The 15,798-nt window shown below is 37.5% G+C and carries 13 protein-coding genes; 10 read left to right on the top strand and 3 right to left on the bottom strand.

Annotated elements, in window-relative coordinates; genetic code table 11:
• The first annotated feature begins 71 nt into the window (after positions 1-71).
• From H344_RS0112600 to H344_RS20235, 10 genes are all read left to right on the top strand, one after another.
• Positions 72-1,241, top strand: a complete 1,170-nt coding sequence (locus tag H344_RS0112600; protein WP_026810652.1) for a PSP1 domain-containing protein — start codon at positions 72-74, stop codon at positions 1,239-1,241.
• The gene (locus H344_RS0112605) at positions 1,234-1,719 is read left to right on the top strand and encodes a gliding motility lipoprotein GldH (RefSeq protein ID WP_026810653.1); all 486 of its coding nucleotides are present in this window, start codon (positions 1,234-1,236) and stop codon (positions 1,717-1,719) included. Before H344_RS0112600 ends, H344_RS0112605 begins: the two co-directional genes overlap by 8 nt.
• Before the next feature lie 4 nt (positions 1,720-1,723).
• The gene (locus tag H344_RS0112610) at positions 1,724-4,066 is read left to right on the top strand and encodes a penicillin-binding protein 1A (RefSeq protein ID WP_026810654.1); all 2,343 of its coding nucleotides are present in this window, start codon (positions 1,724-1,726) and stop codon (positions 4,064-4,066) included.
• 124 nt (positions 4,067-4,190) lie between these two features.
• Positions 4,191-4,892, top strand: coding sequence for a CoA transferase subunit A (locus H344_RS0112615; protein ID WP_026810655.1), 702 nt, complete (start codon positions 4,191-4,193; stop codon positions 4,890-4,892).
• 61 nt (positions 4,893-4,953) lie between these two features.
• Positions 4,954-5,319 carry a four helix bundle protein gene (locus H344_RS0112620; protein ID WP_026810656.1) on the top strand — a complete coding sequence of 122 codons (366 nt, stop codon included), beginning with the start codon at positions 4,954-4,956 and terminating at the stop codon, positions 5,317-5,319.
• Positions 5,320-5,348: 29 nt separating this feature from the next.
• A complete protein-coding gene (locus tag H344_RS0112625; RefSeq protein ID WP_026810657.1) occupies positions 5,349-6,002 on the top strand; it encodes a CoA transferase subunit B in 654 nt (217 codons plus the stop codon).
• A gap of 372 nt (positions 6,003-6,374) precedes the next feature.
• Entirely contained in the window at positions 6,375-6,890 is a 516-nt protein-coding gene (locus H344_RS0112630) for a GNAT family N-acetyltransferase (protein ID WP_026810658.1), read from the top strand.
• A 226-nt stretch (positions 6,891-7,116) separates the two neighbouring features.
• A complete protein-coding gene (locus tag H344_RS0112635; protein WP_157378272.1) occupies positions 7,117-9,864 on the top strand; it encodes an outer membrane beta-barrel protein in 2,748 nt (915 codons plus the stop codon).
• Between the two features lie 448 nt (positions 9,865-10,312).
• Positions 10,313-10,978, top strand: coding sequence for an acetyltransferase (locus H344_RS0112640; protein ID WP_026810660.1), 666 nt, complete (start codon positions 10,313-10,315; stop codon positions 10,976-10,978).
• A 67-nt stretch (positions 10,979-11,045) separates the two neighbouring features.
• Positions 11,046-12,083, top strand: a complete 1,038-nt coding sequence (locus H344_RS20235; RefSeq protein ID WP_051254305.1) for a sugar-transfer associated ATP-grasp domain-containing protein — start codon at positions 11,046-11,048, stop codon at positions 12,081-12,083.
• A gap of 85 nt (positions 12,084-12,168) precedes the next feature.
• Here the strand turns inward: H344_RS20235 and H344_RS0112650 are convergent, their stop codons facing one another.
• The 3 genes from H344_RS0112650 to H344_RS0112660 form a co-directional block, all read right to left on the bottom strand.
• Positions 12,169-12,915 carry a succinate dehydrogenase/fumarate reductase iron-sulfur subunit gene (locus tag H344_RS0112650; protein ID WP_026810661.1) on the bottom strand — a complete coding sequence of 249 codons (747 nt, stop codon included), beginning with the start codon at positions 12,913-12,915 and terminating at the stop codon, positions 12,169-12,171.
• 67 nt (positions 12,916-12,982) lie between these two features.
• Positions 12,983-14,998 (bottom strand): fumarate reductase/succinate dehydrogenase flavoprotein subunit, encoded by a 2,016-nt coding sequence (locus H344_RS0112655; RefSeq protein ID WP_026810662.1) that lies wholly within the window; start codon positions 14,996-14,998, stop codon positions 12,983-12,985.
• A gap of 17 nt (positions 14,999-15,015) precedes the next feature.
• Positions 15,016-15,693 carry a succinate dehydrogenase cytochrome b subunit gene (locus H344_RS0112660; RefSeq protein WP_026810663.1) on the bottom strand — a complete coding sequence of 226 codons (678 nt, stop codon included), beginning with the start codon at positions 15,691-15,693 and terminating at the stop codon, positions 15,016-15,018.
• Positions 15,694-15,798 lie beyond the last annotated feature (105 nt).

Below are 15,798 nucleotides of genomic sequence, written 5' to 3' on the forward strand. Positions count from 1 at the left end.
ACGGTTGATAAAAATTATGAACCTTTTTCGGCGAAAACAACACATGTTTTCGCCGAACCAACATATTAATTATGGGTTGTAGCAGTTGTTCAACCGGTAAGGACGGACAGCCAAAAGGATGCAAGAACAATGGGACTTGTGGCACTGATGGCTGTAATAAATTGACGGTATTTGATTGGCTTTCCAACATGTCGCTTCCAAATGGGCAAAAACCATTTGATTGCGTGGAAGTCCGCTTTAAAAATAGTAGAAAAGAATTCTTTAGAAATTCCAAAAACCTTTCACTTTCCATCGGAGACGTGGTAGCCACACAGGCCACTTCTGGTCATGATGTAGGCATGGTTACCCTTACCGGAGAATTGGTACGGGTACAGATGAAAAAGAAGAAAGAGGATTACAATAACCCTCAACTTCCCGTTATTTACCGAAAGGCCTCACAGAAGGATATTGATAAATGGCAGAAATGCAGGGACCGGGAAGAGGAAATAAAAAAGAGAGCTCGGGAAATTGCCATTATACTAAAACTCCAAATGAAAATTTCCGATGTGGAATTTCAAGGAGATGGCTCTAAAGCTACCTTTTATTATACCGCGGAAGACAGAGTAGATTTTAGGCAGTTGATAAAGGATATGGCCAAGGCTTTTGGGATCCGTATAGAGATGAGACAGATTGGATACAGGCAAGAGGCGCAACGTTTAGGAGGAATTGGGTCTTGCGGCAGGGAGCTATGCTGCTCTACCTGGTTAACAGATTTCAGATCTGTTAGCACCTCTGCAGCACGTTACCAGCAACTTTCCCTAAATCCGCAAAAACTAGCCGGCCAATGCGGAAAATTAAAGTGCTGCCTTAATTACGAATTAGACGTATACCTAGACGCCTTAAAAGATTTTCCTAGTCAGGACACCAAGCTTTTTACCACAAAAGGAATGGCCTTTTGTCAAAAAATAGATATTTTTAAAGGATCCCTATGGTTTTCTTATAAAGATCAACCTGCTAATTGGCATGAACTTACCAAAGAACAGGTAATAAATATCCAAGAAAAGAATAAGAAAAAGGAAAAGGTAGCTAGCTTAGAGGAATATGCTGTAGAAAATGTAGAAGAGCTAGAAAAGGTGTTCGAAAATGCAGTAGGACAAGATAGTCTTACCCGCTTTGACACTCCAAAAAGGACAAGGAACAAAAAAAGGAGCAAGAAAAGAAGAAAACCAGCTCCCAAAAAAAGACCTTCCAAGAATGCTTAGGGGGTTAGCGTCACTTTTACTAGTAGTCTTAATCGCATCCTGTGATGGACAAACGATTAGCTCTGGTTATACCTCTACCAATAATGGGGTGTGGCACAAGGACAGTATTATGCAGTTTCAATTCAGCGGTGTAGATACGATACAACCCTATAATATTTTCATCAATATTAGAAACGACCAAACCTATCCCTACAGCAATCTGTTTCTAATTGCCGAATTAAATACCCCTAACGGAGATTTAGTAAGAGACACTTTGGAGTATGAGATGGCTCTCCCAAATGGCGAATGGTTAGGGAGTGGCAATGGCAGTTTAAAAGAAAATAAATTGTGGTATAAGGAAAAAATCATTTTTCCATCTTCTGGAGTATATACCTTAAAGGTATCACACGCAATGCGAAAAAATGGCCAAGTAGAAGGCATCGCAGATTTGGAAGGCATTACCAATGTTGGATATCAAATAGAAAAAATTAATCCATAGGCCCATGGCGACCGCAAAAAAAACAACAAAAAAGAAAAAAAATAGCTTTACAAAATTCATCATATGGTTTTGGATTTTGTTTATAACCGGAATCCTTTCCGTAGTTCTAATATTCCTATTGACGGCTTGGGGTGTTTTTGGACCTATGCCGGAATATGAAAGATTAGAAAACCCACAAACCAACTTAGCCAGCGAAATAATTTCTTCCGATGGCGAAACTTTAGGGAAGTTTTACCTAGATGACAACAGAACGGATGTTAGTTTTGAAGATTTACCTGAAAACTTAGTCAAAGCCTTAATAGCAACCGAAGATGCACGCTACTATGAGCACTCCGGTATAGATGCACGAGGTACTGTAAGAGCTTTTGCATTTTTAGGGAAAAGAGGTGGGGCAAGTACCATATCACAACAATTGGCTAGACAGCTATTTGTTGGAGTACGTTCTAAAAACCTAATAGAAACTATTACTCAAAAATTAAAAGAATGGGTACTGGCAACTAGATTAGAACGTAGCTATACCAAAGAAGAGATCATTACCATGTATTTAAACATTTATGATTTCACTAATAATGCGGACGGAATTAGATCAGCGGCCAGAATTTATTTTGGTAAAGAGCCCAAGAATCTTAAAACGGAGGAATCAGCAGTATTAGTTGGGATGCTGAAGAACTCCTCACTATACAATCCCTTAAGAAGGGAAGAATTGGTCTTAAACCGAAGGAATACCGTATTAGGACAAATGGCCAAATACGATTTTATCACGGAAAAGGAGAAAGATTCACTGCAGGCCCTAAAAATGAATATTAATTTTAACCCAGAATCTCACAGGGAGGGAATAGCGACCTATTTTAGAATGTACCTCCAAGGGTTTATGCGTAAGTGGATAGAAAAAAATCCAAAACCTGCCATAAAAGGAGAACGCGATAAGTGGAATATCTATTTAGACGGATTAAAAATATATACCACCATAGATTCCCGCATGCAGAAAAATGCAGAAGATGCAGTTTCTGCGCACATGAAACGCTTGCAAGCCGAGTTTTTTCATCAAAACACACCAGATAGGAATAAGACAGCTCCCTTTATTGAAGAATTTCCAGGCGAAATTGATCGTATTATGGAGCGTGGCATGAAAAATTCCGATCGTTGGCGAAATATGAAAGCCAACGGTAAATCTGAAAAAGAAATAAGAGCGTCTTTTAATAAGCCAACTGAAATGACTGTCTTTGATTGGAATAGTGAGACTCAAGACAAAGACACTATAATGACCCCAATGGATTCCATCCGTTATTACAAGTCTTTCCTAAGGGCTGCAATGATGTCTATGGAGCCACAGACAGGTCACGTAAAAGCATGGGTAGGCGGACTCAATTACAAACATTTTCAGTATGATAATGTTTACCAAGGCGCTAGACAGGTTGGTTCTACATTTAAGCCTTTTGTATATGCCGCTGCAATAGACCAATTAAGGTTATCGCCTTGTGACGGACTATATGACAACCAATACTGTATTGAAGCCAATAAACACGGTAACCCAGAACCTTGGTGCCCTAAAAATGCAAATGGCAAGTATTCAGGGAATTTAATTACGCTAAAAAATGCCTTGGCTAATTCTGTAAATACTATCACTGCTCAGTTGATAGACAGAGTAGGACCTGAAGCCGTAATTGAAATTACTAAAAACTTGGGCATTACAGGGAATATACCTGCTGTCCCTTCCATTGCCTTAGGAAGTGCAGATCTAAACGTATATGAGATGGTAGGCGCATACGGCACCTTTGCCAACCAAGGAGTTTATGTTAAACCAGTGATGGTAACAAGGATTGAAGACAAAAATGGTACCGTTTTGTTTGAATATGTACCAGAAACCAAAGATGTACTTAGTAAGGATGTAGCTTACGCTATGGTAGACTTAATGTCTGGTGTTACCCAAGGAGGATCTGGGACAAGACTTAGAACTACGGGTGCTGAAAAATGGAATAAGGTATATCAAGAAATTATCACAGGTTATCCATATCAATTTACCAATCCTATTGCTGGTAAAACAGGAACTACACAGAACCAAAGTGATGGATGGTTTATGGGAATGGTTCCTAATCTAGTGACTGGAGTTTGGGTAGGAGGAGAAGATAGAGCAACCCACTTTAGGTCCCTTACATACGGGCAGGGGGCATCTATGGCACTTCCTATTTGGGGAATGTATATGAAGAAGAATTACCAAAACAAGGAATTGGGTGTTTCAGACGGAGAATTTGAAAAGCCAGAGGAACTATCCATCAATGTAGATTGTAGCAAGCTTATCGAAGAAAAGGAGAATGATATAGATATAGAAGACGATTTGGATTTCTAAGGTTATCCTATTTTAATAAAAAATGCCCTTGCTTTTTACTAAAAGTTAAGGGCATTTTTCGTTTAAATCCGTATTTTAGAGGAGATCAAGGACTCTTAAGAAGCTAATAATAAAATTATAACGAATGATACTGAAAACAGTTGCTAATGTAGAGGAAGCATTAAAGGGCGTCCATAACGGGATGACACTGATGCTGGGCGGATTTGGGTTATGTGGTATCCCAGAAAACACCATAACGGAATTAGTGAAAATGGGAGTAAAAGACCTCACTTGTATATCCAACAATGCGGGAGTAGACGATTTTGGTTTGGGACTACTCTTACATAAAAAGCAAATTAAAAAAATGATTTCCTCCTATGTAGGAGAGAACGATGAGTTTGAACGACAAATGCTTAATGGGGAATTAGAGGTAGAATTAACCCCACAAGGAACCCTAGCAGAAAAATGTAGGGCTGCACAAGCAGGTTTCCCCGCCTTTTATACTCCTGCGGGCTATGGCACCGAAGTGGCCGATGGAAAAGAAACCAGGGAGTTTAATGGAAAGATGTACGTGCTAGAGGAAGCCTTTAAAGCCGATTTTGCTTTTGTAAAAGCTTGGAAAGGCGATGAAGCAGGGAACCTTATTTTTAAGGGAACGGCACGTAATTTCAACCCCGTTATGTGTGGAGCAGCAAAAATTACGGTAGCAGAAGTAGAAGAACTAGTCCCCGCAGGGGAATTAGACCCGAATCAGGTTCATGTGCCAGGAATCTTTGTACAACGTATTTTTAAAGGTTCTAACTATGAGAAGAGAATAGAACAGCTGACGGTGCGGAAGCGAGATTAATCAATTTGGAAATTAGCTAATATGTTAATTTGAAAATGAATTGATATTAAATCACTAAACTATGAGAAAGGATAAGGAAAATGTAATCGTTAAGAAAACCTTTGATTTCTCTCTCGAAATTATAGCGTATTCCGAACAGTTAAGAACCTTAAAGAAATACGAAATGGCATCCCAATTATTCCGAAGCGGAACATCAATTGGTGCCAATACTTGGGAGGCTCAAAATGGTGAAAGTAAAGCAGACTTTATCCATAAATTTAAGCTTGCGGCTAAGGAAGCGGACGAGACTTCCTATTGGATTGAGCTTTGCAAAGCTTCTAAACATTATCCAAATCCTAAACTCATTCTTTTTTCAGAATTAAACTCAATTATTCTCATCATTTCAAAAATAATAGGCACAACCAAACGAAGTACATTGCCAAATTAAAAAATTACCAAATTTTCAAATCAAGAATTATGTTGGACAAAAACGGAATTGCAAAGCGAATAGCACAAGAGATAAAAGACGGATATTATGTTAACCTAGGAATTGGTATCCCCACCTTGGTGGCCAATTTTGTTCGAGATGATATTAGCGTAGAGTTCCAAAGCGAAAATGGCGTATTAGGAATGGGGCCTTTTCCATTTGAAGGGGAAGAGGATCCCGATATCATTAATGCGGGTAAACAGACCATTACCACCCTTCCAGGAGCCTCATTCTTTGATTCGGCTACTAGTTTTGGAATGATTAGAGGGAAACATGTAGACCTAACTATTTTAGGTGCTATGGAAGTGGCTGAAAACGGAGATATCGCCAATTGGAAAATTCCTGGTAAAATGGTTAAAGGAATGGGCGGAGCAATGGACCTAGTAGCCTCTGCAGAGAACATTATTGTAGCTATGATGCATACCAACCGTCAAGGGGAATCAAAATTACTTAAAAAATGCAGTCTCCCACTTACAGGTGTTAGATGCGTTAAAAAAATAGTAACCAACTTAGCGGTATTAGAGGTAGTCTCCGAAGGGTTTAAACTATTAGAAAGAGCTCCAGGAGTAAGCGTGGAAGAAATTAAGAAAGCAACCGAAGGGAATTTGATTGTTGAAGGAACTATTCCAGAGATGAAAATTTAACATTTACTAGTTATCCTTTGTTCTTCAATCACTTAATAGTAATATTCACAACAACTATTGAACAATTCACAACAAATTATTATACAATTCGCAATGATGTATTATATTAGGTCCACAATAAAAATTAAACCCCAATTTTCACTGATATAAATACTTTTTACTATGGATTCCCAAATAAATCATGCCCCTACTCAAGAAAAAATTCAAGTCTATTATAACGACTTCTACCATGGATTCATAAGATTGACTAAGAAATTATTTATGTTGTAAACCATAGATTTACAATACAAAAGAGCGCAGTGTAAACCACATTGCGCTCTTTTTATTTTAAACCTTATCCCAAAACACTATTTTTAAAATAAAAGTAGGCAAATGGAGATACATGTAAAACCTTGCTCAATAGACGACCTAGATGCGTTAATCAGCATCGGGAAGCAAACTTTCACCGAAGCGTTTAAAGATCAAAATAATCCTGACGATTTTAACCATTACTTAGCAACCGCATTTAGCAGTGAAATAATTTTAAAAGAGTTAGAAGATCCTAACTCTTCTTATTATTTTGTATTTAAGAATACCATAAAAGTGGGATATTTTAAGGTGAACCAAGCAACATCTCAAACAGATATTAAGGATGATTCTTCCCTAGAATTAGAACGAATCTATGTGTTAAAAGAATTTCAGGGTAAAGGTATAGGAGGTTGGATTTTGAATTGGGCACTTAAAAAAGCTCGATCTCTAAATAAAAAGTACCTCTGGCTCGGGGTTTGGGAATACAATGAAAAAGCCATTAATTTCTACAAACAATACGGTTTTGTAAAATTTGGCACCCACCCCTACTATATCGGCAAGGATAAGCAAACGGATTGGTTAATGAGATACAATCTATAACATCATTAAACTTTAGCTAGGGCTAACACCGCAACTCTCCACATTTACGTTTTATCCACTCCTAGGATTCACAAATATTCCATAAGGTATAATTTGCAATTAACCCCCTTATATTCAGCGTTTTACACCTTTTTATTTAACAGAGTTAAAAAGAAGTTAAACCTTTAGACAACTACTGAGTCCAACTAGCAATAAAGAATCGGTTATAAATTAAATAAAGTAAATCTTGAGGACTTTAGTATCAATTTTATTTCTATTGGCAGTAAACTCTATTGCGGGCCAAAAATTCAATTTAGAAGGTGTTGTTCAAAATAAGGAGGAAGGAGCCTTAGAAGGAGCCACTGTATTTGTTCAAAATCCGAACGACTCTATAACAATGGCCTATGCTATTACCAATAAAGATGGAGCATTTTCTATAAGGGTTAATGCCGAAAAGGAGAACAAATTGCTTTTTAAAGTAGCTCATTTGGGGTATACCCCTTTTAGCAAGCAAATCATTGTCCCAGAGGACGATAAGCTGGTTTTAGATGATATTATTGTAGAGGAACAAGTGGAGGAATTAACCGAGGTGTTCTTACTTGGGGAAGCACCGCCAGTATTGATGAAAAAAGATACTATAGAATATAATGCCGATAGTTTTAAAACCCTACCCAATGATAAGGTAGAAGACTTATTGAAAAAACTTCCGGGAATAGAAATAGATATGGATGGCGGCATTACTCATAATGGAATAGAGGTAGAGGCAGTGAATGTAGATGGTATGCGTTTCTTCGGGGAAAAGAAAGGGAATATTGCCATAAAAAATCTACCGAGTTTAGTAGTAGATAAGGTTCAGGTAACGGATTATAAGACCGACTTACAGAAATTTACGGGAGAAGAGTCAGATTCTGGAACCAAAGAGCTTAACCTAAAGATTAAAAAAGGGAAAAATAAGGGTTATTTCGGGGATGTTGCCGGAGGATATGGGACAGATAAAAAATATCAGGCCAATGCCAACCTATTTCAACTTATTGACGGGAAACAACTAGGGGTTATTGCTGGAAGCAATAATATTAATATGTCCAATGGCTTTAATAGCTTACCGGATACGGATACTAGTAATGGATATTTAGAATCTAATTTTGTAGGAGCTAATTTCACTAAGGGAAAATGGAACGAAACACAGGTAAATAGCAATTATAGGTATAGTAATCAAAGTAGAGAAACAGAACAAAAAACCATACGGGATAATTTTTTACCAGATTTAAATTACACCACTTATTCAGAAAGAAATGGCAGTAACGATTCCGATAGTCATAATGCTAATCTGGATTTAAAATTTTTATTGGATTCTAAAAATAAATCCTCTCGCAACAGGGTACAAATTGCCAATAAGACAGATTTTACCATGACCAATTCAGATTCCTTTAATCAAGAGACCACACAATCCAAAGAAAGTAATGGCGATTTGGTAAGTGATTACACTTCAGCGAATCAAAATATTTCTGATCAATACAGCATTAGCAATAAATTTAGCGTAACTCCTAGGATAGGGAATAATCGTGATTTCTTTCATATTGGTGTAAATACCAGCATCAGCAAAAACCAATCTAGCGGGAAAAAATATTCCGAAAATATCTTACATCAGAAAAATACCACCAATATACAGGACCAAATAAGTGAAACAGATAACTTAAGCACCAATATTGGATTGAACGCAAACTGGAATAAAGAACTATTTACAGGCTTTAGAATAATTCCTAGATATTCTGTCCAAATAGGAAACAATAGCAATGAAAGGTTTGTGTATGATTTTAATGCCGATGAAGATACTTATGAGGAGTTTAATCAACAGTTGAGTACGCAAAATAACTATTTAACTACCACTATAAGACCTGCCTTAAGCCTTAGATATAATTATAAAGGATTTCGTTTTGATGCATCGGGTAACTACACCAATACCTACAGAAAATATGTAGATAAGATTATTGAGGCGCGTAATTTTAAAACTGATTTTAATTTTATGACGTACTCTGCTAGAATTAGGTATAGGGACGACAACGGCTACAAAAACATCAACCTTAACTATGATCAAAATGTAGATTTACCATCTATAAGTCAGCTACAACCTGTCCCAGATGTAAATAATCAATTACATATTCGCACCGGAAACCCCTTTTTAAAACCTGCGATAAACCATAATTTCCGTTTTCAGTATCAAAATAATCTAGCCTTTAACAACATTAATATTACTGGAGATGCAGGGGCTAGTTTTGTAAAGGATAAAATAATCAATAGTACAATTACTAATGAAGACCTCATAAAACACACCACCTATACCAATATCCAAGGGGATTACTCTTTTAGCGGTAATACGGCGATCACCAAAACCTATTTTAGTCAGAATAGCAATATAAATATTAACCTTAGGTTGCACGGAAGTTTTAGGAACAACCTCTCATTGCAAAACAATGTAAAGTTTACCGCTCAATCGTCTGTACTTAGACCTTCCCTATCTTTCCGATACGCCTATGACAAGATATTGGATTTTAACGCCTCCTACAGCTATGGATTAAACAAAACTATTTACGATACCGATATTTATGATAACAACGCCTATTTTGTACAAAACCTTCGGTTAAACACATCTGTTTATTTCTTTAAGGATGCATTTTTCACTAATAAGGTTTCCTACCGCTATAATAGCAGAGTAGGTGATGCCTTTGACGGGGATGCGGTTTTTTGGAATGCTGGAATAGGAATGCAGCTCTTAGACGGAAACGGCACTCTAACTTTAGTAGGCTATGATATCTTAGGAAAAAACAACGGATACGTAAGAACCGTATCAGAGGCCTTTATTCAAGATTCTGAAAGCAAAATTTTAGAACAATATTTTATGCTAACCTTTAGCTATAAATTTGGGCGAATTGCTGGACAAAGAATGGATATGAGCCGTAGTCCAAGAGGATCACAAATGAGACGAATAAGATCATAATCCTTATGTACCGAACTATATCCTGATTAGGCTAGTACCGCTACCCTACTGTTATACTGGTGTATAAGATGAAAATCAGGAATGTGGTAGTGCATTTTAGCATTTATGACCTAGTTAGAATTTTCACACGCTTTCCAACACCTATTCCATTATTGCATAGGTTATTGTAAAGCAAAGTTGAAAAGATTATTATTTCTTTCAATGGTTGTAAGACTAGACCTAGGATTAGTAGTCATTCTATGTTCACTTAGCGGTCTTTCGGTATATATCTCATCTGCGACTGTACTACTAGACTGTGGTAACGTAATTCCCTGTTTCGTTCCCAAATAGCCCGTTGATATAGTAATACGTCGAATAGTTCACATAAAATACCGACCACATCTTGCTAACTGTAGGCTTTTAACTAACTTGGTTAACGTGTTAGTACCCATATCATCATATTCTTAGAATGAAGAACATAGCAATAGTAGGAGCCGCCAAACATGGAGAAGTTATTTTAGGCTCTTTAGAGAAGTGTGAAGAATATAAGATTTTAGGCTTTATAGATGCAACTAAGGAAAAGGATACAACACACTATGGCTATAAAGTATTAGGAAGCGAATTAGACCTTCCTAAACTAATAAAGGAACACCACCTAGACGGCGGCATTTTAGCCATTGAGAACAATTGGTTGCGAATGAAAATGGCTGAAAAATTAAACTCTATCGTTCCTAATTTCAAATTTATTACAATAATACATAGCAGTGCTATAATAGGAAGAAACGTAAAAATTGGAAAGGGCAGCATAATAATGCCCGGCGTAATCATAAACGCAAACTCCACCATTGGAAAATTTTGTCACGTTAATGCTAATTCCTCAATTGGGCACGACAGTACCATGAAGGACTTTTCTAGTATTGCTTCTGGAGTATGCACAGGAGGAAATCTTGAACTAGGGACATATTCGAGCATTTTACTCGGTGCAAAGCTCATTGAAAACATCACCATTGGAGAACATAGTATTGTTGGTGCTGGTTCATTAGTGGTTAAAAATATAAGTAGCCTATCGGTTGCTTATGGCTCACCCGCAATAGTTGTAGAAGACAGGAAATTAGGGAAGTTATCTAAGAAATGAATAAAGGGCAGCCTAAAAATAGTTAGCTACCTAAAATAGGCTTCGGATACGATAAATTACTATCTATATGCATTTTGATAATCCAGAGCGGATCAAAGTATTTTTAAAGGATCCTAATAAGAAAAACTATCTCAAAATCTTTAAAGAAGTACTCGTTCTTTGGGTAACAAAAAAGGAGGTGCCTATGTATTATTTTAAGCATCTTTATAAAAAGGAAATTAGAAATTATAGGGATTACTTAGGCACAAAAGAAGCTGCGAAAATTAGAGAGGGTAAAAAATTACATCAAGTAGAATTTACCTCCATTTTAAGCAATAAACTTAATTTCTCGCTTTACTGCGAAAGAACCAATATATGTAGCCCTAAACTTATAGGCCATAACCTTGGAAATCACTTCTTTTGGGATGGCAATATGAGCCAGATAAATAACATTTCAGATCTTATCACCTTCTATGAGGCTATTTTTGAAGCCACCCAATTAGACACCCTTTTCATTAGACCTCTTTCCCAATATGGAGGAAAAGGCATCTTTTTATTGAAGCGAAATAATATTAAAAATAAGCTACAGTCTCAATATCAAAACCTGATTAATGGGAATTATCTGTATAATGAAGTTATAACACAGCATCCGCAGTTAACTGCCATTCATAGCAACTCTATAAACTCCCTTAGAATTTTAACCTATATCCATAATGGGGAAGTAAATATAATTTCATCTATTTTTCGGGTAGGTACGGGAGGGGCGGTGGTAGACAATACTTCTTCTGGCGGTTTATTTATAGGGATAGACCACAAAACAGGAACGTTACAAAATAAAGGATTTAGAAATCTAGAGTTTGGAGGAGCAGTCCTTACCAAGCATCCGGATACCAATATTGAATTCCTAGGATTTAAGATTCCCTACTACGAAGAAGCTTGTGAACTTGTTAAAAAAGCCACTACTGCCATTCCAAACCGACTTATTGGGTGGGATGTAGCCATTACTCCAACAGGACCAACAATTATTGAAGGAAACGAGCATCCAGACTTGTATGCAGCTGATCTTGCCTATGGGGGACTATTAAATAATGAGCAAATAAGAAGAATAAAAGCTTATTTAAAATAGGCCAAATAATGAGGTAGGAATAAAAAATCCTAAGCTCCAATAAATGGTGCTTAGGATTTAGAATTATCTTAATGATAAAGTGGTCTTACCCCTTTACATTAGCTTTAAAAAACTCACTATTTAAACGCGCTATATTTTCTAAGGAGATTCCTTTAGGACATTCTACTTCACAAGCACCTGTATTGGTACAGTTTCCAAACCCTTCCAAGTCCATTTGGGCCACCATATTCTTAACACGATCTACAGCTTCCACCTGTCCTTGTGGCAATAACGCATATTGCGAAACCTTAGCCCCTACAAACAACATAGCTGAAGCATTTTTACAACTAGCAACACAGGCACCACAACCAATACAGGTAGCAGAATCCATAGCCATATCTGCAGCGTGTTTATCAATTGGAATGGAGTTCGCATCCTGCGTATTTCCAGAAGTATTCACTGATATATAACCTCCCGCCTGTTGAATTCTTTCAAACGAACTACGATCTACCATCAAATCCTTAATAACTGGAAATGCCTTAGCCCTAAACGGCTCAATGGTAATAGTGTCGCCATCCTTAAAAGAACGCATGTGCAATTGGCAGGTAGTAATTCCTTTATCAGGACCATGGGGTTCTCCATTAATATGCATAGAGCACATCCCACAGATACCTTCTCTACAGTCGTGATCAAAGGCAACCGGCTCTCCTCCTTCATTGATGATCTGCTCATTTAAAACATCCATCATCTCCAAGAAAGACATGTTTTCCGATATATCCGACACCTGGTAATCTACCATTTTACCCTTGTCTTGAGATCCGTTTTGTCTCCAAATTTTTAATGTAAGATTCATATTTTAAGTATTGAGTATTGAGTATTGAATTTTGAGATTTTAATCCCGTCTAATAGATCAATACTACTTATTTATAACTCCTTTGCTTCAATTCTATATCGTTAAACTCCAATTGTTCTTTATGTAGAACGGCATCTGAAGGCTCTCCTTTGTACTCCCAAGCAGCAACAAATGCAAATTCGGCATCGTTACGCTTAGCTTCTCCTTTTTGCTCTCCATCTAGCTCTACAGATTCTTCTCTAAAATGCCCTCCACAAGACTCCTCTCGCATTAGAGCATCCTTGGCAAATAACTCTCCTAATTCTAGGAAATCGGCCACACGACCCGCTTTCTCTAACTCTGGGTTCATTTCATCTGCCTTTCCAGGAACTTTTACATCTCTGTAGAATGCTTCACGAATAGCTTTAATTTCTTTTATAGCCTCTTTTAAATCCGCAGCGTTTCTAGACATTCCACATTTATCCCACATTACCTTACCTAATTTCTTGTGGAAATAATCTACAGAATGGCTTCCTTTATTATTGATGAATGCGTTAATTTGGTCAGTAACCGCTTTTTCTGCTTCGTCAAATTCTGGGGTATTCGTAGGTATTTTTCCGGTCCTAATTTCATTGGACAGGTAATCGCCAATAGTATAAGGCAAAATAAAATATCCATCTGCCAAGCCCTGCATAAGTGCAGAAGCTCCTAATCGGTTAGCCCCGTGATCAGAGAAGTTAGCCTCCCCAATACAGTACAGTCCTTCCACTGTAGTCATTAGGTTATAATCTACCCAAACTCCGCCCATGGTATAGTGCGTAGCTGGATAAATCATCATTGGTGTTTTATATGGATTTTCATCCACAATTTTCTCATACATCTGGAAAAGGTTACCGTATTTGGCTTTTATAATTTCCTCTCCTAATTCTATGATTTTTTCTTTACTAGCATTGGTTAACCCATGAAGCTTTGCCTGCTCTGTCCCATAACGCTGAATAGCCGATTTAAAATCCAAATAAACCGCTTCTCCTGTTGCGTTAACACCATAACCAGCATCACATCTTTCTTTGGCAGCCCTAGAAGCCACATCACGAGGCACCAAGTTACCAAAGGCAGGATATCTCCTCTCTAGGTAATAATCTCTTTCCTCCTCGCTTAGGTCGGTAGGTTTTTTCTTTCCTTCCCTAATTGCCAACACATCTTCCATTTTCTTTGGCACCCAGATTCTACCATCATTACGAAGGGATTCTGACATCAAAGTTAATTTAGATTGGTAATCTCCCGAGCGCGGAATACAGGTAGGGTGAATTTGAGTATAACAAGGGTTAGCAAAAAATGCTCCTTTTTTATGTACTTTCCAAGCTGCAGTTGCATTAGAGCCCATAGCATTGGTAGAAAGGAAATAAACATTTCCGTATCCTCCTGTTGCAATTACTACGGCATGTGCAGAGTGGCGTTCTATTTCTCCAGTAACTAAGTTACGGGCAATAATTCCTCTTGCCTTACCATCTATCTTTACCACATCCAACATTTCATGTCGGTTGTGCATTTCTATCTTTCCACGTGCAATCTGCCTGTTCATAGCAGAATAAGCACCTAGTAATAACTGTTGCCCTGTTTGTCCTTTAGCGTAAAAGGTACGAGATACTAGTACTCCACCAAAAGAACGGTTATCTAACAGCCCACCATAATCACGTGCAAAAGGTACCCCCTGAGCCACACATTGATCTATGATATTACCCGAGACCTCTGCTAAGCGGTATACGTTAGCTTCACGTGATCTATAATCTCCTCCTTTAATAGTATCGTAAAATAAGCGGTAGGTAGAATCCCCATCACCTTGGTAATTTTTTGCCGCATTGATACCTCCTTGAGCCGCAATAGAGTGCGCTCTACGTGGAGAATCTTGGTAGCAAAATGCCTTTACATTATAACCCAGCTCCGCTAAAGTAGCCGCAGCAGAACCTCCAGCAAGTCCGGTTCCTACCACAATAATATCTATAGAGCGTTTGTTAGCAGGATTAACTAAGTTAATCTTATCCTTATAGGTCGTCCATTTATCTTTTAATGGCCCTTTTGGTACTTTAGAATCCAATATAGACATAGCTATGTAGTATTATATTAATGGTTGAAATGGTGAAAAAGAGCAATAAAAATAAATCCTAATGGGATGATTATCGCATAAGCTTTTCCAAACCCTTTTAATCCTCTTGTGTATTTATTATTAGCACCTACAGATTGAAATGCAGAACTAAACCCATGCAATAAGTGAAGGGAAAGAAAAATAAACCCTACACAGTAAAGTGCCACTCTCCAAAGGGGAGCAAATTTATGGGTAAGTTCTTCATAATACCGATATCCTTCTCCATCTGCGAGTAATCCCGACATATCTCCTTGTATAAACTTAGTATTGATTTCTGGAAACCAGAAATCAATAAAGTGTATTACTAGAAATATTAAAATAAATCCACCGCTCCAGATCATGTTTCTGCTCATCCAGGTAGAATTAGCAGCTCCATTATACTGGGCATACTTCACCGCTCTCGCATTCCTATTCCTAATTTCTAGGATAAAGCCCATAACAAAGTGAAAAACAACCCCAAAAAGTAAAATAGGCTGCAATCCAAATTGCACCAAAGGGTTGGTACCCATAAAATGGGAAATTTCATTAAATGCATCCGGACTAAACACGGATAGAATGTTAATGGCAAAATGCTGAACGATAAAAATCATCAAGAAAAAGGCTGAAAGTGCCATGGCATACTTTCTGCCAATTGAAGAGTTAAAAAATCCACTCATTATGTTAATTGTTTTGAATACAAATCTACTCTAGAATGCAGTTATTAACAAACTTTGTTTAGTTTATGTCGCATATTTAGAACCAATTTAAAGAACTTCCCCGTA

Source organism: Arenibacter latericius DSM 15913 (assembly GCF_000424985.1).
Classification (GTDB): domain Bacteria; phylum Bacteroidota; class Bacteroidia; order Flavobacteriales; family Flavobacteriaceae; genus Arenibacter; species Arenibacter latericius.